Below are 26,194 nucleotides of genomic sequence, written 5' to 3'. Positions count from 1 at the left end.
AGAAAAAATTGAAGGAATTAGTGCAATTATAGGAAATGAAATTATTTTAGATTCTGAAATAAAAAATCAAAAAAAAGTTTCTAATACTTTAGATGATCTTTTAATTCAAAAATTGATGCTTTTTTACGCAAAAAAAGATCCAGATATAATAAATAATGATCAAGAATTAAAATTAAAAATTCAAGATTTTATTTCAAGTATAAATAAAAAATATATAAATAAAGAATTATTTGAAGAATTAATTGAAACAATTAAAAACAATTATTACATAGAAAAATTTTATCAAAAAATAACAGATAATATAGATGTAACTCCTGAACAAATAAAAAATTTTTATAAAAAAAAAAGACCTTATATACCAAAAAAAATATGTATTTCTTATATAACTTTTTATCCAAAAAAAAATGAAATAAATAGAGAAAAAAATATATTACTTTTAAAAAAAATAAAAGAAGAAATACATTCTGACATTGATTTTTCTATTAAAGCTATTTTATTTTCTGAAGATGAATACTCAAATATAAATGGAGGATTAATTAAAAATATTTTGATAGATGATCTTTCTAAAGAATTCAAAAATATAATTTTATCTTTAAAAGAAAAAGAAATATCTAATCCTTTTGAAACAAAAAAAGGATTTCATTTAATAAGATTGGAAAAAAAAAGAAAAAATGAAATAGATATAAGACATATATTAATTAAACATAAATATTCAAAAAATTTGAATAAAAATAAAATAAAATCATTTATAAATTTAGTTAAAAAACGTCTTACTTATAAAAAAATAGATTTTGAAACAATTTGTAAAGAAAAAAATAATATAGTAGAATCTTTTTTTCAAAAAAAAATTTGTATTGAAGAGAATCAACTTTCTGAAAAAATGAAAAAAATATTACGTTTTTTAAAAAAAGGAGAAATAACAAAACCTTATAAAGAAATTATAAATGGAAATATGACTTTTTTTATTATTAAATTATTAGATATAATACCTCATCATCCTGTTTCTTTTGAAAAAAATTATCCATACTTGGAGTATTTTGTAAAAAAAATTACAAAAAAAAATAAAATAAAAAATTGGTATGAAAAAACTATTAAAAATACTTATACAAAAATTAACCGTTTTTAATTTTTTTATTGTATAATCCAGCATAATATCCATTTAATTGAATCAATTCTTTATGAGTTCCTTTTTCAACTATATATCCTTTTTTAATAGCTAATATTTTATCAGAATTTTCTACTAATGTAGAAAGACGATGAGTTATAATAATAGAGGTTTTATGTTTTGTTAAAAAATATGTAGAATTATAGATCATTTTTTCTAATTCTTTATTTAAAGAAGAAGTAGCTTCATCTAATATAAGTATAGAATAAGGATGCATTTGAACTCTTAAAAAAGAAATTAATTGTTTTTCTCCAACTGAGAGTAAACTTCCTTTTTCTTTTACTATAAAATGATATCCATTAGGTAATGATTTAATAAAATTATGAATTCCTATTTTTTTTGCCATATTTTCTATTTTTTCTATATCAATAGAAGGGTTTCCTAAAGAAATATTATTAATAATAGAATCATTAAATAAAAAAGGATCTTGTGTTACTATTCTTATATGAGATCTTAAATTTTTAAGTTCTATATCTTTAATATAATGTCCATCAATTAAAATACTTCCTTTTTCAATTTCATAAAATCTAGAAACTAAATGAATAATTGTAGATTTACCAGATCCAGTAGATCCTACTATAGCTATTTTTTCTCCTGGTTTAATTTCAAAAGATATTCCATTTAAAATTTTTTCATTTTTTATATATGAAAAATGAACATTATTAAATATAACATGTCCTCTTAATTTTTTAAAATGTAAATTTCCTTTATTAATAATTGTATCATTTAAATTTAATATATAAAATATACGTTCTATACCAGCTATTCCCCTTTGTATAATATTAAATCTATCTGCTATTTGTCGCATAGGACGAAAAAGAAGATAAATAAAAAAAATAAAGGCAATAATTTGTCCTGGTTGAATATTTTTTTTTTCTATTGCATAAATGCCTACATAAAATATTACAATACCTATTGTAAATGCAGAAACTAATTCTACTATTGGAAAAAAGATAGAAAAATAAAAAATAGTTTTAAAATGTGCATTCATTAATTGATAATTAATAGATCTAAATTTTAAGTATTCTTCTTTTTCTTTGTTAAATAATTGAATAATAGACATTCCTAGTATATTTTCCTGTAAAAAACTATTTAATCTAGAAGTTTGTATACGTTCCTCATGAAAAGTTTTTTTCAATATTTTTTGAAAAAAACGAGTGATGATATACATAAAAGGAAGAGTAATGAAAACAATAAAAGAAAGTTTTTTATGTACTGTATACATCATTATTATGATCATAATAATTCTTAAAACATCTCCAGAAACAAGTAATATTCCATCATTAAATATTACAGTTATAGTTTCTATATCAGAAACGGAATAAGATATTATCTTTCCTATTGGAGTTTTATTAAAAAAAGTATTTTTAAAATATAACAATTTTTCAAATAATTGAATTCTTATTTTTTTAATTACATTTTGTGCTAATACATTAGATAAATACAATAAAATAAAATGAAATAAACTTTCTAAAAAAAGTAGAAAAATAATCAATATTAATATCTTTTTAAGACCAAGTAAATTTTTATAAAGAATAAAACAATCTATAGCTTTTTGTATTAATTTAGGACGATAAGCAGAAATAAAAGATATTAATATAGACGTAATAATTATCGATATTAGAATAAATTTATAATCTAAACTAATTTTAAGAAGTTGTTTTAAGGATGATTCTTTTTTTTTATTCTTTATCATAAAAAATATCTTCTGGATAAAGAATTTTTGTAAGAAATAAACCACATGCAGGAACTATTGGACTACAATAATTATTATTTTTTGATTCTATTATTTTTATAAATTCATTAATACTAATTTTTTTTCTTCCTACATCAATAATTGTTCCTATAATTGACCTTACCATAGATCTTAAAAATCTATTAGCTTCAATAGTGAAACAAAAAATATTATTTCTTTTATACCAAAAAGCATTATTAATTTGACATATATTGTTTTTTTTTATTGTTTTTTTTTTACAAAAAGAACTAAAATCTTTGTATTGTATTAATTTTTGAGAAGCAAGATTCATTAAATCAATATCTAAAATATAAAAACAATACCATGAAAAATCTTGATTAAATGGTTTTTTTTCAGATGTTAAATAATATTTATATGTTCTACTGATAGCATTAAATCTAGCATGAATATTATTTTTTACTGGTAATATTTTAAAAACTTGAATAGATTTAGGTAAAAAAATGTTTAACTTATATATAAAATTATTATCTATTTTTTTTTCATAATCAAAATGAGCAAACATTTGTTTAGCATGTACTCCTTTATCTGTTCTTCCAGCTCCTATTACATTTATATTTTTTTTTAATAATTTGGATAAACAAAATTCTAATTTTTCTTCTACTGTAATTACTTTTTTTTGTATTTGCCATCCATAAAAATATTTTCCATTATAAGCTAATTCAATAAAAAATCTCAATTACATTATTTTTTTTTAAGTTGATTTAAACTTTCAATGATAATGGAACATCCTTTTTGTATTTCTTCTTTTGTTATGGTTAATGGAGGAGTAATACGTAAAGAATTTTTATGAAATAAAAAACGAAATAATATTAATCCTTTTTCTAGGCAAATTTTTAATAATTTTTCCACTAAATTTTCAGTTACTAATTCAAAAGATAAGAGTAATCCTTTTCCTTTAATATTTTTTATTTCATCATGTATTAAATATTTTCTAATCCAATTTTCTTTGATAGAAACTTGTTCTATTATATTAGAATTTATAAGTTGATTTATAGTAGCTAAGGAAGCAGATGCAGAAATAACATGACCTCCAAAAGTAGTTAAATGACTTAAAGGAACTTTATCGCAAAAAGTTCTCATTATTTTATTAGATGATATAAATCCACCAATAGGCATTCCTCCTCCCATTCCTTTTCCCATTATTAATATATCAGGTACTATTCCATAATGTTCAAAAGAAAAAAATTTACCCGTTCTACCAAATCCAGTTTGTACTTCATCTAAAATCATTAAAACATTTTTTTTATTACATTCTTTTCTCACTTCTTTTAAATAATCTTTATTAGGTAATATTATTCCAGCAGAACATTGAATTGTTTCTAAAATAATACAAGCTGTTTTTTCTGTAATAGAAGATATTAATTCTTTTATATGATTAAATTTTATAAATTTTATTAAAGGAAGTAATGGTCTAAATGGTCTTTTATTTTCTTCATTACCCATTATACTTATAGATCCATGAGTGCTTCCATGATAACTCCATTTACAGGAAATAATTTCTTCTTTTCTAGTATAAGACTTCGCTAATTTTAAAGCTCCTTCTACAGCTTCAGTCCCTGAATTTACTAAATAAGTATTATTAAGTGGATATGGAGTATTTTCTGCTATTTTTTTACAAAGATTTACACAAGGATTGTGTATAAACTCTCCATACACCATAGTATGTAAATATTTATCTACTTGTTCTTTTATCGCTTTTTTTATTTTTTTGTTACCATGTCCCAATATATTTACAGAAATACCTGCTACAAAATCTAAATATTGTTTTCCATCTTTTCCATAAATATAAGCACCATCAGCATGATCCACTATAATTTTCATAGGATATGGAGTAACTTGAGCTTGATATTGAATAAAATCATTTTCTAATTCATTCATAAGAATTTAATTTTATTTTTTTTATTTTTTCTATTTCTAATAAATTTTCTTTTCTATACTTTTCTATTTCCTCATATATAATAAAATTTTTAATTTTTTTAGGTTTTTTTTTCCAAAAAAAATTAGGAATAAAAAATAATTTTTTTATATTTTTTACGGGAATTAATTCAGATAAAATAGGTTCTGTAGAATATATTTTTTTAATTTTTTTTCCTTGATATAAATCCAAAGATAATGTTCCATAAGAAGATTTATTAATTATTTTAATATCTTTAGAAGGATAAAGAAAAAAAATACTATTAACATTTCCTTGAATTAATATTTTTTCTAAAATATTTTCTTTAAAAAAACCTGTAATAATATCTCCTCCTATTTGATTAAAATCATTATTATTTATTTTTTCTATATAAGATGCATTTTTTATAATTTTTATTTTTTTTAAAAAATTGTTATTAAAATAAATAAAAATGGAATTTCCCATAATTTGTTGGTTATTGAACCAAATAATAGGATTACCATCAAGTTTTATGAACTTATCTGATAATTTATAATGTAAAGAATTACATATTATTTGAATATTATTATTTAATAAATAACTTTTAACTAAAAAAGCTTGAATTAAATAATCTTTTTTTAAACTGATTTTTAATTTATCAGAATAAATAACAATAGGTTTTTTTTTAAATATTTTTATTATTTTTACATTTTTTTTTAAAATAAAAGAATTGTAGTTTAAATTCAATTCTCCATATCCTCCTATTAATAAATATTTATTTGTTTTATCTTCTAAAATAATATTTTTAATAAATCCATATTTTTTTTTTTGATCGAAAAAAAAATATTTTACTTTTAAAATTTTATCATTATAATGTATACGACTATATTTAAATACAAAAATTTCTTTTTTAAGAAAAAAATATGCTTTATCAGCATAAATAAAATTATTAATTTTATCATTCTGTATTATAATAATAGGATGACAAAAATTTATTTTTTTTTGTTGTTTAGGGAAATATTCTAAAAAATTAGAATATACTGTATATTTTTTAGTAATTAATTTTACTCCATATTTAAGTTCTACTTTTTTTTTAAGAATAAAATAATAACCTTCTTTGCTAGATATATTCAACTTCCCACAAGTAATAATACTTTTATTTTTATAATAAATTTTTTGAGTTTTCAAATCATATACTAAAGTATTAGTATTTAATTTAAAATCATCTAAAAATAAAACTACATTATTGATAGCTTGAAATATTTTTTTTCTAAAATTATAAATAATATCATTTGACATTAATTTTATTTTTCCATAAAATAATGTTACTCTACCTGATAATTTAAAATATTCTTCTGTATATTCTATTTTTTTAGAAAAAATTTTATTTTCTCCTTTTTTTATTTGAACATTTCCATATCCATAAAACTTATTATTTTTTTTATAAAAAAAAGCTCGATCACAATAAATATGATATTTTTTATATTTCATGTGAACATTTCCTAAAAAAAAAACTTTATCTACATCATTTTTTTGAATATAATCAGCATGAATAAGTTCTATAATTTTTTTCTTTTTTTCATAAGAAAAAACTCTATAATTCACATATATTAATGGAATAATAAAAAATAATAAAAAAAAATATTTCACTATATCATATACTTTTATATCAATTTTTATATGCTATTAAAGATATTTCTATATTAGCATTTTTTGGTAATCCAGAAATTTGTATAGTTTCTCTAGCAGGAAAATCATTTTTATGAAAAAATTCAGAATAAACTTCATTTATTTTAGAAAAATGATTCATATTTTTTACAAAAATAGAGGTTTTTATTACATTTTTAAAATGTAATCCATTTTCTTTAAGAATAAATTTTAAATTTTCCATTATTTTTCTAGTTTCTATTTCTATAGAATCAAAAACTAATTTTCCAGTTTTAAAATCTATAGCTATTTGACCAGAAACAAATAAAAAATTATCTACAAGAACACAAGTACTATATGGTCCATAAGAAGGAATTTTTTCTATTGAAATTTTTTTTAGTATCATCATATTTTATTTTTAGTTTCACTATATTGTATTAATTTACTTAAATTAGGATCTTTAATTCCAATAAAAAAAGACCAAGAAGAAGTTTCCGGTGACCAATTAAAACTCATTTGAAAACTTCTTAAATCTCTATAGAAAGTAATATTAGAAAATATTATTTTATTATTGATTATATTATAATCTGTTTCAAGATTAATTTTCCAATATTTTGTTATATTTATAGAACCATTTACTTTTATAAAGGTGTTAAACGTTTTTATTTTATTTAAATCATTTTTATAATTAGAATTCAAATAAAAATTAAAATTCAATGGAATTGAATATTTTGCATAACCTTTATCATCAAAAAAAAAGTAATCATAACGATTTTTTCCTTTTTTATATCCATTTTTTATAGGTAAAAAAATTTTATCATAATTGTATGAAAAAGAAAAATCAAAATACATCATATTATTTTTATTTTTTTCTTTTTTTTGTTGTACTCCTCCTTTATATTTTATTTCTAAGTCTTTTGTAAAATAAGTTTCTCCTGTAAAATATAATTCATTCCATTTTATAAAATTTTTATCAAAAAAAAATGAATAAACTAACTTAAAATCTTTTATAATTTTATAATTCAAATCATTTGTATCTTTTACATACAAATTATTATTTAATGTAAAATTTATTTTTTTTTGATAAAAATTTTTTTCTTCATCATATAAAATAGGGGATAAATATTTTGTATATAAAGATAATATAGGTTCTATTTGATGTAAAAAAATATTTTTTTTAATTTTAAAAATTTTATTTAATGAAATAGATATTATATCTGTTGATAAATCTATTTGTTGAAAGCTATAAATATCTTTTTTTCTAAAATTCCATGTATAAAATTCATTATAAAATACTTTTGGATAAATTTTAAAATAAGGATAAAAAATATAAAAAAAAGTATCCATATTTATACTATGACAAAATTTAGTATAAAAATCTCTTTTTTTAAAAAAATTGATATAATTATGAATAGAGAGTTTATTATCTATTACTAGATTATGTAATAATAGATTTTTTTTATTATAAAAAAATCTATTACTAGTATAAAAAATAAATTCTGGAATGATAAATTCTATTCCCATTTTTTTTTCATATTCTTTTTGTATCATATAAGCATTCATAAATAAAAAATTATTATAAAAACTTTTTTTTAGCGTTATATATGATAAAAGTTTATTTTCATTTTGAATTGGATTCAATATATTTTTATTATAATTGACATCAGTGTTGAAATCTATTCCCATATCAGATTTAAAATCAGTATTATGTTTCCAATGAAATTGATAATCTTTTTTTTTATTATTCTCAATTTGATAATTAAAATCTAAAAATCCATCATAAAAATATTTCAGTTTATATTCTATTCTTGTTTTTAATTTCCATTTTTCCATATTATATATGGAACTGGATATTTTAAAATTTAAAAAATTAGAAATTGGAAAAAATAATCCTATATTTTCCATGTAAATTTTTTTATTTATAATTCCTACTTTAGGATAAAGTATTCCATAAGAAGCTGCATCCAATTTTTCTTTTATAGGAATATATAAAAATGGTAAAAATATAGGCATTGGAACCTTGTACCAATATAAAAAAACTGGTCCTGAAAAAATATATTTTTTTGAATTAAAAAATTTTACATAATCTGTTTTTAAATAAAAATCTGGATTTTTATCTTTTCCTTTTATAAAAAAAGGATCTGATATATATGTTACTTTTTTCAAAGTAATATTATTATTATTTGTTTCAATCTTATCTGCTATAATAATATTATTTTTATTTTGCATATAAAAATCTTGAAATTCTCCTTTTTTATTATTAAAATTTATGTGAACTTTACTAAAAATAGATTGATGGTTTTTTTGTTGTAAAAAAATAGGTTTTTCTTTTTTAGTAGCATATAAATCTCCATTTTTCCAATTAAATTCAATAGAATCTGCTTGAATTTTTATATCAGAATATTCTATAGAAGCATTACCTTTTAAATAAATTTTACCTTCTTCTACATTGTGCTCTTGTATATTTGATTTATATTTTACAGTATCTTTTAAATTTAAAAAAGAAAAAGAATTATTTATCTGTTTATTATCTTCTTTTTTTACTTCATTAGATAATGCACAGAAAATAAATGAATAAAAAATATAAAAAAATATAATTTTTTCCATATTATGGAAAATAGTTTTTTTTATCTATTTTATGTTTATGAAAATTTTCTATCTTTTTAACCATCAATTTATCTATACATAATCCTAATATTTCTATAATTTTCAAATTAAATATAGGATGATTTTTATTTGGTGTTATTTCACACATAGGTTCCAAAACAAATCGTCTTAAGTGTAATAGAGGATGTGGAATATTTAAAATAGAACTATATATTATGATGTTATCATAAAACAAAATATCTATATCTATTTCTCTATTTTTATATTTACCTTTTATTTCATTTTTATTTCTTCCCATTAATAATTCTATATCAATAATATTTTCTAAAAGGTTTATAGGAGAATGAAAAGTTTTGACATATAAAACTCTATTATAAAATAAAGATGTTTTTTTTTTCATATTCCATGCTTCACTTTCAAAATAAGAAGATTTTTGAATTATTTTTCCAATTTTTTTAGAAATCAAAACGTAAGAATTATCCAAATATTTTTTTTTATCTCCTTTATTACTTCCTTGTAATAAAAAAACATTATGTACCTCCAAAAGAAAAAATTTAAATAATTTAATATACTGAAAAACTGTTATTTTTATTTAAATTAGGTGATATTTTCATAAAAAATATATTAATGGGATTAGTAGTAGATTTTATGAAGAATTTTTTTACTCAAGAAATAGCTATAGATTTAGGAACAGCTAATACACTTATTATGCATAATAATAAAGTAATAGTAGATTTACCTTCAATAATAGCTATAGATGTTAGAACAAAAAAAGTATTAGCCGTAGGAGAAGAAGCTAAACAAATGCAAGGTAAAACTCATGATAATATAAAAATATATAAACCATTAAAAGATGGAGTAATTGCAGATTATCAAGTAGCAGAACTTATGATAAGGGAATTTATCAAAAAAGTTCCAGGAATAAATAATAAACTTTTTACACCATCATTAACAATGGTTATTTGTATTCCATCTGGTATTACAGAAGTAGAAAAAAGAGCAGTTAAAGATTCTGCTCAGCATCTTAATGCAAAAGAAGTTTATCTTATTGAAGAACCTATGGCAGCTGCTATAGGTTCAGGTATTTCAGTAACTAAAGCAGAAGGAAATATGATTATTGATATAGGAGGGGGGACTACAGAATGTGGTGTTATAGCTTTAGGTGGAATAGTTTGTCAAAAATCTATAAAAATAGCAGGAGATGTTTTTACTAATGACATAGCTTACTTTCTTCGTACTAAATACAATTTGTATATTGGAGAAAGAACTGCTGAAAAAATAAAAATAGATATAGGAGCTGCTATGAAATCTATTGATTCTCCTCCTGAGGATATACAAATACAAGGTAGAGATCTACCTACAGGAAAACCTAAAGAAATGAATATTTCTTATGAAGAAACTATTCCTGCACTTGATAAATCTATTTTGAGGATTGAAGATGCAGTAATGGAAACTCTTTCTAGAACACCTCCAGAATTAGCTGCAGATATTTATAAAACAGGAATTTATATGGCTGGAGGAGGCTCTCTTTTAAGAGGTTTAAATAAAAGATTATCGAATAAAACTGGTCTACCTGTTTATTTAGTAGAGGACCCTTTAAGAGCAGTAGTGAAAGGTACTGGAGTGGCGTTAAAAAATATCGATAAATTTACATTTTTAATGAAATAGGATAGTAGATAAAAATCTTATGCGTGAATTCTTTAATTTATTTTTGAAATGTCGTTTTTTTATTTTCTTTTTATTACTGGAATTTTCTGCTATTTTTCTTTCTTTTTCAAATACAAAATTACATCAATATATTTATGCAGGATCTTCTCATTTTATAATTGGAAAAATATACGAAACTATTTATAATTTTCGTAGTTATTTTTTGTTAGAAATTGAAAATAAAAAACTTTTAAATGAAAATAAAGAATTACGTAATACACTATTATCTTATAAAATAAAAAAAATATCTAAAGATTTTAAAGAAGAAGATGTAATTTATTTACAACAATACACTTTTACACCTGTACAAATTATAAATAACAGTATTTACGAACAAGACAATTATATAACTATAAATAAAGGAAGTATAGATGGTATTAAACCTGATATGGGAATCATACTATCTGATGGAATAGCTGGAATTATTATAAAAACTTCTCCACATTTTAGTATAGCAATTTCTCTTTTAAATACAAAAATTAAAGTGAATGCTAGATTAAAAAAAAATAAATATTTTGGAACACTTAGTTGGGATGGATTAGATCATGAATATGCTGTTCTATATGATATTCCTAGACATTCTTATATTCATAAAGGGGACATTGTAGAAACAGATGGCAAATCTGTTACCTTTCCTGAAGGAATATCAATAGGTAGAGTTTATTCTTATAAATTCGATGAAGAACATGCTAATTATGTAATTAAAGTAAAATTGATAGCTAATTTTGCTACTATAGAAAATGCTTATGTTGTAAAGAATTTTTTTAAGAAAGAATGGGAAAATATTCATAAAGTTGAAAATAACTAATGAATTTTATTATTTACGTGTTTTATATTTTTATACTTTGTTTAATTCAAATATCAATATTTAATTTTTTTATTTTTCTAGGAGGACATTATTTATTATATATATATGTTATTTTTATTTTAATACACTCATATAATAGTAATAAATATATATTTCTATTTTTATCCTTTATTATTGGTTGGATTATTGATCATTGCATGAATACTGGAGGAGTTCATGCTTTTTCTACTACTTTATCTGCTTTTTTAAGAGTAAATTTTTTACAATTTTTTGATGGAAAAAATTTCAATAATTTAAACAGAAATAATTTTTCAATTTATGAATTACCATTTATTAGGAAAATATTTTATATATTTTCATTAGTTATTACACATCATTTTTCTTTATTTTTATTAGAATCATTAAAAACTAATTTTTTTAATAAAATTTTTTTATTAAAAACAATATTTAGCAGTAGTTTTACAACTATTTTATGTATTATATATTTTTTCTTTAGAAAAAGAAAACATTGAAGAAATTATATAAATTTTATATTTTATTAGGTTCTGTAGGTCTTATTTTTATAATAAGACTTTTTTACATACAAATATATACTGAAAAATATATTTTAAATGCTTTTAATACCTCAATAAAACAGGAAATTATTATTCCTGAAAGAGGGTCTATATTTGATAGAAACGATAATTTATTAGTTTTCAATAAATCAATTTATGAATTGATAGTAATACCAATTCTTATTGATGAACATTTTAATATTATAGAGTTTTGTAATCTTATAGGGATTAAAAAAAATACTTTTTACAAAAATTTAGAAAAAGCTAAAGCTTATTCTAAATATTTACCATCTGTATTTATACCTTTTATTTCAAAAGAAAAATTTGCTACTATACAAGAAAAACTTTATAAATATAAAGGGTTTGATTGGACAAAACGTTCTCTTAGAGATTATAGAGTAGAAAGTTCATTTAATATATTAGGATATATAGGAGAAGTAACTCAAAAAGATATTAAAAAGGAATCTAATTATTATCAAAGAGGTGATTTTATTGGTTGGGCTGGAGTAGAAAAATCTTATGAAAAGATATTAAGAGGAAAAAAAGGTTTAAAATATTGGATTAGAGATAGAAAAGGTTGCATAATTAGTAGTTATAATAATAAAAAAAATAATATAAAAGCTATTAGTGGAAATGATATTTCTTTAACTATAGATTGGAATTTGCAAAATTATGCAGAACAACTTATGTTTCAAAAAAAAGGAGGAATAGTAGCTATTAATCCTAAAAATGGAGAAATTTTATCTTTAGTTTCCAGTCCGATAAACAATCCTAATTTATTTGTAGGAATAAATCGTTCTAAAGAATTTAGAAGATTAATGAAAAATACTATAGATAATCCTTTATTCGATAGAACTACACAAGCTAGATATCCTCCTGCATCTCCATTTAAATTACTTACAGAATTAGCAGGTTTGCAAATGGGAGTTGTAGATATTAAAACTACTTTTATATGTTATAAAGGATTTAGATATGGAAAAAAAAGGATACACTGTCATTCAGGCATTCATGGAATACCTATAGGTGTGGAAACTGCTGTTGCTGTTTCTTGTAATAATTATTTTGCTCAAGTATATAAACGTGTTATTGAAAAATATCCTAAAAATTTAACTAAGGGAGTTAATGAATGGAGTGATATTGTAAAAAGTTTTGGATTTGGTAATTATTTATATAATGATTTAGCTACAGGAGAGAAAGGAGTAATTCCTTCTGGAGATTTTTATAATAAAAAATATGGAACCACAAAATGGAATGCTATTACTATTATTTCTAATAGTATAGGTCAAGGAGAAATTAATGTAACTCCAGTACAATTAGCTAATATGGTTTGTGCTATAGCAAATAAAGGTTTTTTTTATACTCCACATATTGTAAAACGAATAAATCATAAATCCATATCTAATCCTAATTATACAAAAGCTAAACATACGAAAGTAGAAAGAAAATATTTTAATTTAATTGTTAATGGAATGGAAAAAGTTTTTATAATTGGTACTGGAAAAACTTTTAAATCATCAGATATTAGAATGGCTGGTAAAACAGGGACTGCACAAAACTTTATAAAAGTTAATCATAAAACAGTAGCTTTACCTGATCATTCTATTTTTATATTATTTGCTCCTGTAGAAGATCCTAAAATTGCTATTTCTGTAATTATAGAGAATGGTGGATTTGGATCCCGTTGGGCAGGACCTATTGCTAGTTTGATTGCAGAAAAATATATAAATAATAATATTCATAGAAAAAGTCTTGAAAAAAAAATAATGACTTCAGGATTAGAAAGAGTATATGCTACCATAGCAAAAATGAAAAGATTAAATCATTTTTCAAAAAATTATTTTGATAAAAAGAAATAAAATATTATTAAAAAATATAGACTGGATAATTGTAGTCATTTATATTTTTATGATTTTTTTTGGATGCATAAATTTATATTCTGTTTCTCCTGAAAAAGCAGAAAAACAATTAATATGGATTTTTTTTAGTTTTATTTTCATATTTATTATTTTTTTATTTAAACCTATTCATTATAAATATTTTTCTCCTTTTTTATTTTTACTTACGTTGTTTTTTTTAATTGGAGTATTTTTTTTTGGTAAAAATGTAAATGGATCAAAATCTTGGTATGTATTGGGATTTATTAGTTTTCAGCCTTCTGAATTAGCCAAAATATCAACATCTTTAATGATAGCTCATTTTATGAATAAGGATAATATTAAAAACAATAAAAAGTTATTATTATATATTTTTATTATATTGATAATACCTTCTTTTTTAATATTTATACAACCTGATCCAGGTTCTTCTATAGTTTTTTCTTCGTTTATTTTAACTTTATATAGGGAAGGATTACCTATTACTTTTATATTTTATTTATTTTTTTTTATTTTTATATTTTTTATATCCTTAAATATATCTTCTTATATTATTATATTATTTTTATTTTTAATTTTTTTATTTATTTTTTTTTTTAAAAAAAATAGATTATATATTAACTTATTTTATTATATATTTTTATTTTTAATTTTTTCCATTTTTTCAATTATTTCTCCTTTTATTTTCGATAAATTATTAAAAAAACATCATAAAGATAGAATTAATATTTTATTTAAAAATGAATTCGATAAAAAGTATAGAGATAATGTAGGGTATAATTTATTATATTCTAAAACGGCTATTGGTTCTGGAAAATTTTTTGGAAAAGGATATCAAAAAGGTACTATCACAAAAGGAAAATTTGTACCTGAACAACATACTGATTATATTTTTTGTACTGTAGGAGAAGAATGGGGTTTTATAGGAAGTGTTATATTAATTATATTTTATTTATTTTTTATTAGTCGTATTTACTTTTTATCTGAAAGACAAAAAGATGTTTTTGGAAGAATTTTTGGTTATTCAGTAGGAAATATTCTTTTTACTCATTTTATTATTAATTTGGGAATGGTTATGGGACTTTTTCCTACAATAGGAATTGTTTTCCCTTTTTTTAGTTATGGTGGATCATCTCTTTGGTGTTTTACTATTTTGTTGTTTATATTTATTAGAATAGATGCATCAGATCAAACTAGTTTAAGTTAATATATTTGTGTATATATGTATTTTTTTTCGTATATAATAAACAAATTATGAAAAAAAAATATTAATTTATTTATTAAGGGGCTGTTTTTATGGAATTGACAGCAAGATTAGTGATAAAAGAAAGCATACCGTGTTACGTAAGGTCTTACACGTAAATACAGCGTTACAAATATACAAATGGCGATAAACAATACGCTTTTGCTGCTTAATGAAAATTCATTATAGCTATAATCTACAATAAGTTAGAAGCAAAATATTTCTCAGAAATTTTTCCTTAAAATTTCTGATATAGAAATACTAAAAATTATTAAGGATAGGAAAATAGATGATTCTTAAATTTTCTTAAATATTTAGAATCTAAGTTTTTATTTGATATCCAAAAATTAAATAAAAATAGATAAATAATTTTTTTTGGATAAGTATGTAGAAAACTTTTATATCTACTTGTTTGGACGCGGGTTCGAATCCCGCCAGCTCCATTTATTTTTATTCAAATTTTTATACGAATACGAAATAAAAATTAAATTTTTTATATATAGCATTTTTTCAGGTATTTTATTGAGTTGTGGATGGCCTACTAATGGTAATCCTATATTTTTATTTATAGCTTTTGTTCCTTTATTATATACGGAAGAATATTTAAAAAGTCATAATTTTTTTTTATATATTTTTCTTTTTTCTTTCACTTCTTTCTTAATATGGAATGCTATTTCTACATATTGGTTATTTTTTTCTAAAAGAACTAATGGTTCTTTTGCTATAGAAGCTTATTTAATTCCTGTATTACTTAATTCTTTTTTTATGTCAGTTGTTTTTGTTTTTTATTCATGTATTAAAAAACATATAAAAAATAAAAAAATAGGATATATTTTTCTAGTTTGTTTATGGATTTTATTTGAAAAAATGCATTTAGAATGGGAATTATCTTGGCCTTGGCTTAATTTGGGTAACGGTTTTTCTAATCGTATTAAATGGATTCAATGGTATGAATATACTGGAACTTTAGGAGGATCTATATGGATATGGATAGTAAATATTGGATTTATAGAATCTATTATTAAATATAATAATAATAAAAATAAATTTTTATTCTATAAAAGAATTTGTATTAATATAGGAAAAATTTTATTTATAATTTTTATTTCAAATATCATATATATAAAATATGAAAAAAAGAAATATATTCAATCTGTAAATGTATTAATTTTACAACCTAATATTGATCCATATTCCCAAAAATATAATCTTTCAACAAAAGAATTAATTTTTAAATTTAAAAAATTAATAGATAAAAAAATATCTAAAAAATCTATGATAATTGTAGCTCCTGAAACTGCTTTTCCTGGAAAAAATTATAAAATATCAATAAAAAATATAAATAAAAGTAGAATTATTTCTGTATTTAAAAATTATTTTAAAAAAAAATCTCCAAAAACAATATTTTTAACAGGAATAGAATTATTTACTTTATACAAAAAAAGAGAAAGTAAAACTTCTATTCCTATTTTGTTTAAAGGAAAAAAAGATTTACAATGGATAGATATTTTTAATTCAGTTATTCAAATAGGAATAAATCATAATGTTTATTATCATCATAAATCTAAATTAGTACCAGCTGTAGAAACTTTTCCTTATAAAAAAATTTTTTTTCCTATACTAGGAGATATAGTACTTAATTTTGGAGGAACTGTGATGGAGTTAGGAAAAGAAGATTATCCATCTGTTTTTAAACATCCTTTTTTAGGAATAAAAATAGCTCCTATTATTTGTTATGAATCTGTTTTTGGAGAATATGTATCTAATTTTTTTAAAAAAAATGCTGAATTAATGGTTATTGTAACCAATGATGGATGGTGGGGAAATACACAAGGACATAAACAACACATGTATTATGCACGACTTAGAGCTATTGAAAATAGAAAATATATAGCTAGATCTGCAAATACAGGTATTTCTTGTTTTATTGATGAAAAAGGTGAAATAATATCTTATATTCCTTATGGAAAGGAAGGTTTTTTATATAGAAAAATATATATTAATAAATATAAAACTTTTTATACAAAATATGGAGACTACTTTTATAAAGTAAGTTTATTAATAATATTATTATTATTAATATATACAGCTATATTACATATAAACTTTAAAAAGTTATATTTTTAGAAAAGCTTTTCCTATATAATTGATAATATCTATAGCAGACATAGATTCTTCGCTTAATTTTTTTGAAGCAATATCACCAGATAAACCATGTAAATATACTCCCATCATACATGATTTTAATGAAGAATATCCTTGTGATAAAAAACTAACAATCATTCCAGAAAGAATATCCCCACTTCCAGCAGTTGCCATTCCTGGATTTCCTGTAGTATTAAAATAAATATCTCCATTAGGAGTAGAAATAATAGTATGTGCTCCTTTTAATAAAATAAAAATTTTGTATTTATTAGACATTTTTTTTAAAATATCTATTTTTTGATAATCATTTTTCCATGAACCAAATAATCTATAAAATTCTTTTGGATGTGGAGTAAGAATACAATCTTGTGGAAGAAAATCCAATAATTCTAATTTATTGGATAATATATTTATAGCATCTGCATCAATAACCATAGGTATTTTTTGTTTTTTCAATAAAAAAGATTCTAACGCATACACAGTTTTAGGATGTTTTCCCATTCCCATACCTATTCCTATTGCATTTATTTTATTAGGTATTAATATTTTACTTATCCAATATTTTTTGATATCTGTTATAACAATCACTTCTGAAATAACACTTTGAATAATTTGATATCCACAACTAGGAATATAAACACTTAGTTTTCCTATACCACTTTTAACACTAGCTTTTGCAGAAAGAACGATAGATCCCATCATTCCATAACTTCCCCCTACAATCATACCATGTCCATAACTTCCTTTATGGGAAAATTTTTTTCTTTTTTTCTTTATAGATTTAATATAAATGTTATCTATATAAAAATTTTTAGTATCAATCTTATCAAGATAATTCTTTTTCCATCCTATTTTTAATAAATGAAATTGACCTATATAATCGGCATAATCTGGTAAAAAAAAAGGTAATTTTGGAACTTCAAATGTTAAAGTATGAGTAGCTTTAATTATTCCTTCAAAATTTTCATTATTTTTTTCTATAAAAAGTCCAGAAGGAATATCTATAGATATAACAGATTGGAACTTTTTTTCATTTATAAAATGAAAAAAATGCTTCCAATATTTATTTATTGGACGATTTATTCCTATTCCTAAAATAGCATCTATAAGATAACTTTTTCTGTTTAAAGAAGGAAATTTATCTTTTTCAGAAAGAATTTTTAATTCTATTTTATATTTTAATATTTTATTTTTATTAATTATAAACTCATTTGAACAATGATTAGTTATATTAATTATATATACAGAAATTTTAGCTCCACATAAATACAACATTTTAGCTAGAGATAATCCATCTCCTCCGTTATTACCATTTCCAGCTAATACTATAAATGGAATTTTTCTAAATTTTTTATTTTTTATAATCCAATTAAAACAACTTTTTGCAGCTCTTTCCATTAGTTCTATGGAAGAAATTGATTCGTAATCAAGACAATATTGATCTGCTTTTATTATCTGATTTAAAGAAAGAATTTTCATTTTTTAAAATGAATTTATTATTTTTGGTTTATATATCAAATCTGATTAGTATCTGCAAATATAAAACGATAAAATTTAGATGGTCGAGTATAATTTGACCCTTCCAGCCATGGGTGAAAGTATAGCTGAAGCTACTATCATTCGTTGGTTAAAAGAAGAAGGTGATTCTATAAAAAAAGAAGAACTTTTGGTAGAAATAGCTACGGATAAGGTAGATTCTGAGATTACTTCTCCAGTAAATGGTTTTTTGAAAAAAAAATTATTTTATCCTAATGAAGTTGCTAAGGTAGGAAGTTCTATTGCTATTTTAGAAACGGAAGAAACAAATTTTTCCGTAGAAGAAAAAAGTACTTTATATACGGAAAAAAATAAAAAACGTTTTTATTCTCCTCTTGTACGTACTATTGCTCATAGAGAAGGAATAAATTTTTATGAATTGGAAGCAATAGATGGAACTGGATTAAAGGGACGTGTTACTAAAAAAGATATATTAAAACATATCAAAAAAAATAAAATTATACCGTCTAAATATAACGGTAATACTACTGTATTACCATGTTTTTATAAACATGAAAAAGAAGAAATTTTAGAAATGGATAGAATACGAAGAATAACTTCAGATCATATGATTAATAGTAAAAATATATCTGCGCATGTTACTTCTTTTGTAGAAGCTGATGTTACTAATATTGTTAGATGGAGAGATAAAATGAAGGATAGTTTTCAAAAAAAAACGGGAGAAAAATTGACATTAATGTCAGTTTTTGTGGAATGTGTAGTAAAGGCTATAAAGGATCTTCCTATGATAAATATTTCTGTTAATGGAACTCACATAATAAAAAAAAGAAATATTCATATAGGATTAGCTATTGCTTTGCCTAATGGAAATTTAATAGTTCCTGTCATAAAAAATGCGGATTCCTATAGTTTAAGAGGATTAATAAAAATTATTAATGATTTAATAAAAAGAGCTAAATTAAATCAATTAAAACCAGAAGAAACTCAAGGAGGAACTTACACCATTAGTAATATAGGTAGTTTTGGAAATCTTTTTGGAACTCCAATAATACATCAACCTCAAGTTGCTATTATGGCCATAGGGTTAATACAAAAAAAATTATCTATAATAGAAACTCCAGAAGGAGATTTTTTTGGAGTTAGACATAAAATTTATTTATCTCATTCTTATGATCATCGTGTTATAGATGGAGCTTTAGGTGGTGGTTTCGCTAAAAAAGTAGCTTTATATTTGGAAAAGTTTAACTATTATACAAAAATATAAAATCAAAATACTATGGAAATAAGTTTTGACGTATTAATTGAAATTCCTAAAGGAAGCAGAAATAAATATGAATTTGATAAAAAAAACAATTTAATTCGATTAGATAGAGTACTATATTCTTCTATGAGTTATCCTACAGATTATGGATTTATTCCAAAAACACTTTCTATGGATGGAGATCCATTAGATGTATTAGTTTTTTTAACAGAACCTACAATACCAGGTTGTTTAATAAAAGTAAAACCTATTGGTATTTTTTTTATGATAGATGAAAAAGGAGAAGATGAAAAAATTATTTGTGTACCTATAGCTGATCCAAATTATAATAAAATTAATAGTATTGATGAAATACCTTCACATGCTAAAAAAGAAATAGAACATTTTTTTTTAGTATATAAAGATTTAGAAAATAAAAAAGTAAAAATAGGTAATTGGAAAAATAAAAATGAAGCAATTTCTGTATATAAAAAATCTTGTATTCGATATCAAAATATTTAATCCAAATGTAATTCCTTTAATTTTTCTTTTTTTAAAAAGGATGGAGCATTTATCATCATGTCTTTTCCATAATTATTTTTAGGAAAAGCTATGAAGTTTTTTATATTTTCATTTTTTTCTAAAATATTAATTAATCTATCTAGACCAAAAGCTATTCCTCCATGAGGAGGAGTTCCATATTCAAAAGCTTTTATAAAAAATCCGAATTTAGATTCTATTTCTTTTTTTGATAGTCCTAAATGTTTAAAAATTAAATTTTGTATTTTTTTATTATGTATTCGTATAGAACCACTACCTATTTCCATTCCATTTATAATTAAATCGAAAGATTTAGAACGAATATTTTCTGGATTTTTTTCTAATAAATGAATGTCTTCTTCTTTTGGACTAGTAAATGGATGATGTACTGATTTATATTTATTTTTTTTTTCTTCCCATTCTAATAAAGGAATATCTTTAATCCATAAAGGACTAAAAATTTTAGAATTTTTTAAATTAAAATGATTAGCTATTTTTAAACGTATTTTACTGAGAAATTCTCTTGTTTTATTTTTTTTTCCATAAGAAATAAATAAAAAATCTCCTGGATTAGCTTTAAAGTATTTTAAAAAAATTTTTAAAATATCCTTAGTAAGAAAATTTTGATTTGAAAAAATTAAATTTTTATTTGGTAAATATTTAATCCATAAAAAATGTTTATTATTTATTTTTTTAAAAAAAGAATTGATTTTATCATAACTAGTATAATAAAATTTTTCTGTTTTTATTCCAACTATTAATTCTTTATTTTTTAAAAAACTAATATTATTTTTTTGAACTAAATTATTTAATTCAATAAATAACATTTCAAAACGAATATCTGGACAACTTGTTCCATATGTTTTAATTGCATCATAATAAGAAATGCATGGAAAAGTATCTAATTGAACATTATTAATATTTTTAAAAATATGTTTAATAAAACGTTCAAAAAAAATCAATATATCATCAACTTCTACAAAAGACATTTCACAATCTATTTGTGTAAATTCTATTTGTCTATCTGAACGAGCATCTTCATCTCTAAAACATTTTGCTATTTGAAAATATTTATCTATTCCACCAATCATTAATAATTGTTTAAATAATTGAGGTGATTGTGGTAATGCATAAAATTTTCCAATGTGTATTCTAGATGGGACAACAAAACTTCTAGCTCCTTCTGGAGTTGAATTTATTAACATAGGAGTTTCTATTTCTATAAAACCATTATGAGATAGATAATTACGTATTTCTAAAGTAATATTATGACGAATAATTAAATTATTTTTTATAGGATTTCTTCTAATATCAAGATATCTATATATCATTCTATCTTCTTCTTTACCATCTGTTTTATCTTCTATAGTGAAAGGAGTAGTTATTGATGAATTTAATATATCTATTTTAGATACTATAATTTCTATTTCTCCTGTAGAAATATTATAATTTTTAGAGTATCTTTTAACTACTTTACCTTCTATTTTAATTAGATATTCTTTTCCTAATCTTAAAATAATATTATCAAATTTTTTATAAAAAAAAAGTTGTGTTATTCCAAAATAATCTCTAATATCTATAAAAAATAAAGATCCTAAATTTCTTATTTTTTGAATCCATCCAGATAAAATTACTGTTTTTCCAACATCTTGTATACATAATTCACCACAATTATGTGTTCTGTATATCATACTATATTAATTTTTATCTGTAAATAATTCTTCATATACTTCTACTATATCTCCAGATCTTAAATTAAGATAATTTTTTATACCTAAACCACATTCATACCCTTTTAATACTTCTTTTACATCTTCTTTAAAACGTTTTAAAGAAGTAAATTCTCCACCATTATGAATAACTATACCTTCTCTAATTAATCTTACTTTTGCTTTTCTTAATAATTTTCCTTCTACGACCATGCATCCAGCTATAGTTCCTGTTTTTGGTATTTTAAAAATTTCTCTAATTTCCGCATTACCTAATATTTTTTCTCTTATTTCAGGAGAAAGCATTCCATCCATAGCTTCTTGAATATCATTAATGACATCATATATAATAGAATAAGTTCTTATTTCTATATTTTCTTTTTTTTCTATATTTTTAGCACCAATGTTAGGACGAACATTAAATCCTATTATAACTGCATCCGAAGCGCTTGCTAATAATACATCAGATTCTGTAATCTGTCCTACTCCTTTATAAATAATATTTATTATAATATTATTTGTAGATAATTTTTGAAGAGCATCAGAAATTGCTTCTACAGAACCATCTACATCTCCTTTAAGAATTATTTTTAATTCTTTAAAATCTCCTAACGCTATACGTCTTCCTATTTCATCTAAAGTAAGATGTTTTTGAGCTCTTATATTTTGCTCTCTTTGCAATTGCTCTCTTCTAGAAGCAAGTTGTTTTGCTTCTTTTTCATCTTTAAATACTTTAAATTTATCACCTGCTGTAGGAGCTCCATTTAATCCTAATATGGTAATAGGTTTTGATGGTCCAGATGAAGAAATAGATTTTCCTCGTTCATCTAAAATACTTTTTACTTTTCCATGATTACTTCCTGCTAATACATAATCTCCAACTTTTATAGTTCCTCCTTGTAAAAGTAAAGTAGTAATATAACCTCTTCCTTTATCCAAGGAAGCTTCTATGACTGTTCCTATAGCTGGTTTATTTGGATTTGCTTTTAAATCCAGTAATTCAGTTACTATAAGTACTTTTTCTAATAATTTATCAATTCCAGTACCAAATTTTGATGATATCTCTTGAGATGGATATTTACCACCCCATTCTTCTACTAAAAAATTTAAATTAGCTAATTGTTCCCTAATTTTATCAGGGTTTGCATTTGGTTTATCTATTTTATTAAATACAAAAATAATAGGGACATTTGCTGCTTGAGCATGACTAATTGCTTCTTTTGTTTGAGGCATAACTTGGTCATCTGATGCAATTACTATGATTGCTATATCTGTTATTTGTGCACCTCTTGCACGCATAGCAGTGAAAGCTTCATGACCTGGAGTATCTAAAAAAGTAATACTTTTATTTTTAGAACATTCTACACTATAAGCTGCTATATGTTGAGTAATTCCACCTGCTTCACCAGCAATTACATTAGTATTCCTAATATAATCTAATAAAGATGTTTTTCCATGATCTACATGTCCCATTACTGTTATTATAGAAGGTCTTGGTTTTAGATTTTCTTCTAAATCTTTATCGTCTTGAACTGCTTCTTCTAAATCTAAACCAACAAATTCTACATTATAACCAAATTCATCTGCTACTAAAGTTAATATTTCTGCATCTAATCTTTGATTCATAGTTACCATAATACCTAAAGACATACATGACATAATAACATCAGTAGCATTTACTTTCATCATAGATGCTAATTCATTTACAGTTGTAAACTCTGCTACTTTTAGTAAAGTACCTTTTTTTTTATTTTCTATTTCTTTTTGTTGAAGAATTATTTTTTCTTTTTTCTGTCTTTTTTCTTTTCTAATTTTTGATGCTTTTGATCTTGTTCCTTTAGAAGATAACTTTTCTAAAGTTTCTTTAATTTGTTTTTCTATTTGTTCATCAGTAATTACTAATTTTTTTGATTTTTTTTTAATTTTAGATTTTTCAATTATTTTTTTTTCTGAAAAAAAATTTATATTTTTATCCTGTTTTTTAGGTATATTTTTTATTTCATTAATAAAAATTTCTTTTTTTATCCTTTTGCGTTTTTTTTTAATTTGATTTTCTTGTTTTACTGTTCTTTTTTTTTCAAATTGAGATAAATCAATTCTATCTCCTGTTAACATTACTCCATCTAATTTTTGATATATAGTATCGATATGTTCAGGTTTATTATTATCTTCTTTTTTCTTCTTGTTAAGAAATTTATTTACTATTTTTTTTTCTTTATGTAAATTATTTTTTTTTTCTGTACCATATTTATTTTCTGATTTAGTTCTAACATGACTAGAATGAACATTTTTTGATTTCATTAGTTCTTCTCTTATTTTTTCTTTTTCCTTTTTATTTTGCAAAAAAATTTTCTCAGATGCATCTCGCATTTCCTTATAAGTTTTGAATTCTCTAACAATAAATTTGTATACTTGATTTTCTATTTTAGCGTTAGGATTATTCTCTATTTCAATTCCTTTTTTTTGTAAAAAATTTACAACTCTTTGTAAGGATATATTGAATTTTGTCAACACTGTTTTTAATCTGATTTTATCAGTCATAAATATATAAGATATAAGAATACAAAAATAAAAATTAGGTATTTATATTTACCTCTTCTTCAAACTCTTTTTTTAATATAGAAACAATTTTATTTATAGTTATTTCTTCAAGATTAGTACGTTTACTGAGGTCTTTTTTACCATAATTTAAAACAGATTTTGCAGTATTTAGACCTACTTTATGAAATTTTTCTAGAACTTCTGGTTCTATTTCATCAGAGAATTCTGTTAGTTCTACATCATCCTCATAAGGAAAATCTCTAAATATATGTATTTTATAACCTGTTAATTGACTAGCTAATTTTATATTTTGACCACCTCTTCCTATTGCTTTAGATATTTCTTCAAGTTTAACATATACATTGACATATTTATGTTCTTCATTGACCTCCATCATAGAAACTTTAGCAGGACTTAATGATCTTGTTATATACAATTGAGTATTGGAAGTGTAATTAATTACATCAATATTTTCATTTTTTAATTCTCTAACAATAGGATGAATTCTAGATCCTTTCATTCCAACACAAGCACCAACTGGATCTATACGATCATCATAAGACTCTACAGATACTTTTGCTTTTTCTCCTGGAATACGTGCTACTTTTTTTACTGTAATTAACCCATCAGAAACTTCTGGAATCTCTAACTTAAAAAGTTCTTCTAAAAAAGCTTCATCTTTTCTAGTAAGAATAGCAAAAGGCTTATTATCTTTCCAATCTACTCTTTTTACTAACACTCTTACTGGATCTCCTTTTCTAAAAAAATCATTTGGTATCTGTTCTTGTTTAGGTAAAACCATTTCATTTTGTTCTTCATCTCTCATAATAATTTGCTTTGGTAAAATATGATATACTTCAACATTAATTATTTCACCTATTTTTTTTTTAAATTTTTTATATGTATTTGTATTATCGTATTCATTTATTTTTGAAAGCAAATTTTGTCTTAAAGATAAAATAGCTCTTCTTCCTAAAGATTTTAATTCTACTTTTTCCGTTACTTCTTCTCCTATTTCAAAATCTGTTTCTATTTTACGAGCAATAGATAATTCTATTTCTTTATTTATATCCTTTATTTTACCATCTTGAACTACTATACGATTTCTCCATATTTCTAAATCTCCTTGATCTGGATTAATAATAATGTCATAATTTTTAGATGAATCATATTTTTTTATTAAAACACAACGTATAGATTCTTCTAAAATAGCCATAAGACTTACTCTATCTATATTTTTTTCACATTTAAAATCTGAAAAAGAATCTATTAAAGCTTCATTATCCAT

At 22.0% G+C, this 26,194-nt stretch carries 20 protein-coding genes and 1 other RNA gene; 10 read left to right on the top strand and 11 right to left on the bottom strand.

Features of this window, described 5'->3' with window-relative positions:
* Positions 1-1,126 (top strand): peptidylprolyl isomerase (locus H0H36_RS00105; RefSeq protein WP_185869632.1); only part of this gene is annotated, 1,126 nt, incomplete at its 5' end.
* Here H0H36_RS00105 and H0H36_RS00100 read toward each other — a convergent pair.
* From H0H36_RS00100 to folK, 7 genes are all read right to left on the bottom strand, one after another.
* Positions 1,113-2,861 carry an ABC transporter ATP-binding protein gene (locus H0H36_RS00100; protein ID WP_185869631.1) on the bottom strand — a complete coding sequence of 583 codons (1,749 nt, stop codon included), beginning with the start codon at positions 2,859-2,861 and terminating at the stop codon, positions 1,113-1,115. The genes H0H36_RS00105 and H0H36_RS00100 overlap by 14 nt on opposite strands.
* Positions 2,848-3,597 carry a tRNA pseudouridine(38-40) synthase TruA gene (gene truA, locus H0H36_RS00095; protein WP_185869630.1) on the bottom strand — a complete coding sequence of 250 codons (750 nt, stop codon included), beginning with the start codon at positions 3,595-3,597 and terminating at the stop codon, positions 2,848-2,850. The genes H0H36_RS00100 and truA overlap by 14 nt, the downstream gene beginning before the upstream one ends.
* A 5-nt stretch (positions 3,598-3,602) precedes the next feature.
* On the bottom strand, positions 3,603-4,799 hold the full coding sequence (locus H0H36_RS00090; protein ID WP_185869629.1) for an aspartate aminotransferase family protein: 1,197 nt from the start codon (positions 4,797-4,799) through the stop codon (positions 3,603-3,605).
* The gene (locus H0H36_RS00085; RefSeq protein ID WP_238786206.1) at positions 4,792-6,399 is read right to left on the bottom strand and encodes an OstA-like protein; all 1,608 of its coding nucleotides are present in this window, start codon (positions 6,397-6,399) and stop codon (positions 4,792-4,794) included. Before H0H36_RS00085 ends, H0H36_RS00090 begins: the two co-directional genes overlap by 8 nt.
* Before the next feature lie 64 nt (positions 6,400-6,463).
* A complete protein-coding gene (locus H0H36_RS00080; protein ID WP_185869628.1) occupies positions 6,464-6,847 on the bottom strand; it encodes a Rid family detoxifying hydrolase in 384 nt (127 codons plus the stop codon).
* Positions 6,847-9,048: a putative LPS assembly protein LptD gene (locus H0H36_RS00075; protein ID WP_238786205.1), complete on the bottom strand. Its 2,202-nt coding sequence runs from the start codon at positions 9,046-9,048 to the stop codon at positions 6,847-6,849. Before H0H36_RS00075 ends, H0H36_RS00080 begins: the two co-directional genes overlap by 1 nt.
* 1 nt (position 9,049) lies before the next feature.
* Positions 9,050-9,592 carry a 2-amino-4-hydroxy-6-hydroxymethyldihydropteridine diphosphokinase gene (gene folK, locus H0H36_RS00070; protein WP_185869627.1) on the bottom strand — a complete coding sequence of 181 codons (543 nt, stop codon included), beginning with the start codon at positions 9,590-9,592 and terminating at the stop codon, positions 9,050-9,052.
* 83 nt (positions 9,593-9,675) lie between these two features.
* On the opposite strand from folK, the gene H0H36_RS00065 reads away from it, so the two are divergent.
* The 7 genes from H0H36_RS00065 (at position 9,676) to lnt (ending at position 17,361) form a co-directional block, all read left to right on the top strand.
* Positions 9,676-10,716 carry a rod shape-determining protein gene (locus H0H36_RS00065; protein ID WP_185869626.1) on the top strand — a complete coding sequence of 347 codons (1,041 nt, stop codon included), beginning with the start codon at positions 9,676-9,678 and terminating at the stop codon, positions 10,714-10,716.
* Positions 10,717-10,735: 19 nt separating this feature from the next.
* The gene (gene mreC / locus H0H36_RS00060; RefSeq protein WP_185869625.1) at positions 10,736-11,563 is read left to right on the top strand and encodes a rod shape-determining protein MreC; all 828 of its coding nucleotides are present in this window, start codon (positions 10,736-10,738) and stop codon (positions 11,561-11,563) included.
* 197 nt (positions 11,564-11,760) lie between these two features.
* A complete protein-coding gene (locus H0H36_RS03090; protein WP_238786204.1) occupies positions 11,761-12,075 on the top strand; it encodes a hypothetical protein in 315 nt (104 codons plus the stop codon).
* Complete coding sequence (gene mrdA / locus H0H36_RS00050) at positions 12,072-13,973, top strand: penicillin-binding protein 2 (RefSeq protein WP_185869623.1); 1,902 nt, start codon at positions 12,072-12,074, stop codon at positions 13,971-13,973. The genes H0H36_RS03090 and mrdA overlap by 4 nt, the downstream gene beginning before the upstream one ends.
* Positions 13,957-15,198: a rod shape-determining protein RodA gene (gene rodA, locus H0H36_RS00045; RefSeq protein WP_185869622.1), complete on the top strand. Its 1,242-nt coding sequence runs from the start codon at positions 13,957-13,959 to the stop codon at positions 15,196-15,198. The genes mrdA and rodA overlap by 17 nt, the downstream gene beginning before the upstream one ends.
* A gap of 77 nt (positions 15,199-15,275) precedes the next feature.
* Positions 15,276-15,680: a transfer-messenger RNA gene (gene ssrA / locus H0H36_RS00040) on the top strand.
* 76 nt (positions 15,681-15,756) lie between these two features.
* Positions 15,757-17,361, top strand: coding sequence for an apolipoprotein N-acyltransferase (gene lnt, locus H0H36_RS00035; protein WP_238786203.1), 1,605 nt, complete (start codon positions 15,757-15,759; stop codon positions 17,359-17,361).
* Here lnt and H0H36_RS00030 read toward each other — a convergent pair.
* Entirely contained in the window at positions 17,350-18,858 is a 1,509-nt protein-coding gene (locus tag H0H36_RS00030) for an NAD(P)H-hydrate dehydratase (RefSeq protein WP_185869621.1), read from the bottom strand. The two genes, lnt and H0H36_RS00030, sit on opposite strands and share 12 nt — an antisense overlap.
* Before the next feature lie 79 nt (positions 18,859-18,937).
* On the opposite strand from H0H36_RS00030, the gene H0H36_RS00025 reads away from it, so the two are divergent.
* Both H0H36_RS00025 and H0H36_RS00020 read left to right on the top strand, forming a co-directional pair.
* Positions 18,938-20,140, top strand: a complete 1,203-nt coding sequence (locus H0H36_RS00025) for a dihydrolipoamide acetyltransferase family protein (protein WP_185869620.1) — start codon at positions 18,938-18,940, stop codon at positions 20,138-20,140.
* Positions 20,141-20,152: 12 nt separating this feature from the next.
* Positions 20,153-20,638 (top strand): inorganic diphosphatase, encoded by a 486-nt coding sequence (locus tag H0H36_RS00020; protein WP_185869619.1) that lies wholly within the window; start codon positions 20,153-20,155, stop codon positions 20,636-20,638.
* On the opposite strand, the gene aspS is transcribed toward H0H36_RS00020, so the two are convergent.
* The 3 genes from aspS to nusA are packed head-to-tail and all read right to left on the bottom strand — an operon-like array spanning position 20,635 to position 26,194.
* Positions 20,635-22,347, bottom strand: a complete 1,713-nt coding sequence (aspS, locus tag H0H36_RS00015; RefSeq protein WP_185869618.1) for an aspartate--tRNA ligase — start codon at positions 22,345-22,347, stop codon at positions 20,635-20,637. The two genes, H0H36_RS00020 and aspS, sit on opposite strands and share 4 nt — an antisense overlap.
* 6 nt (positions 22,348-22,353) lie before the next feature.
* Complete coding sequence (infB, locus tag H0H36_RS00010; RefSeq protein ID WP_185869617.1) at positions 22,354-24,906, bottom strand: translation initiation factor IF-2; 2,553 nt, start codon at positions 24,904-24,906, stop codon at positions 22,354-22,356.
* Between the two features lie 34 nt (positions 24,907-24,940).
* A complete protein-coding gene (gene nusA / locus H0H36_RS00005; RefSeq protein ID WP_185869616.1) occupies positions 24,941-26,194 on the bottom strand; it encodes a transcription termination factor NusA in 1,254 nt (417 codons plus the stop codon).

Origin of the sequence: Blattabacterium cuenoti, from assembly GCF_014252395.1 — a bacterium.
GTDB lineage: Bacteria > Bacteroidota > Bacteroidia > Flavobacteriales > Blattabacteriaceae > Blattabacterium > Blattabacterium cuenoti_AA.
Note: the sequence above shows the minus strand (reverse complement) of the source record. Positions and strands in the feature narration are given on the sequence as shown.

Excerpts from the sequence above, each read along its gene's own strand:
- H0H36_RS00100 (WP_185869631.1), bottom strand. The coding sequence starts at position 2,861 with ATGATAAAGAATAAAAAAAAAGAATCATCCTTAAAACAACTTCTTAAA.
- H0H36_RS00090 (WP_185869629.1), bottom strand. The coding sequence starts at position 4,799 with ATGAATGAATTAGAAAATGATTTTATTCAATATCAAGCTCAAGTTACT.
- H0H36_RS00080 (WP_185869628.1), bottom strand. The coding sequence starts at position 6,847 with ATGATACTAAAAAAAATTTCAATAGAAAAAATTCCTTCTTATGGACCA.
- H0H36_RS00075 (WP_238786205.1), bottom strand. The coding sequence starts at position 9,048 with ATGGAAAAAATTATATTTTTTTATATTTTTTATTCATTTATTTTCTGT.
- H0H36_RS00065 (WP_185869626.1), top strand. The coding sequence starts at position 9,676 with ATGGGATTAGTAGTAGATTTTATGAAGAATTTTTTTACTCAAGAAATA.
- mreC (WP_185869625.1), top strand. The coding sequence starts at position 10,736 with ATGCGTGAATTCTTTAATTTATTTTTGAAATGTCGTTTTTTTATTTTC.
- H0H36_RS03090 (WP_238786204.1), top strand. The coding sequence starts at position 11,761 with ATGAATACTGGAGGAGTTCATGCTTTTTCTACTACTTTATCTGCTTTT.
- H0H36_RS00030 (WP_185869621.1), bottom strand. The coding sequence starts at position 18,858 with ATGAAAATTCTTTCTTTAAATCAGATAATAAAAGCAGATCAATATTGT.
- H0H36_RS00025 (WP_185869620.1), top strand. The coding sequence starts at position 18,938 with ATGGTCGAGTATAATTTGACCCTTCCAGCCATGGGTGAAAGTATAGCT.
- H0H36_RS00020 (WP_185869619.1), top strand. The coding sequence starts at position 20,153 with ATGGAAATAAGTTTTGACGTATTAATTGAAATTCCTAAAGGAAGCAGA.
- aspS (WP_185869618.1), bottom strand. The coding sequence starts at position 22,347 with ATGATATACAGAACACATAATTGTGGTGAATTATGTATACAAGATGTT.
- infB (WP_185869617.1), bottom strand. The coding sequence starts at position 24,906 with ATGACTGATAAAATCAGATTAAAAACAGTGTTGACAAAATTCAATATA.
- nusA (WP_185869616.1), bottom strand. The coding sequence starts at position 26,194 with ATGGATAATGAAGCTTTAATAGATTCTTTTTCAGATTTTAAATGTGAA.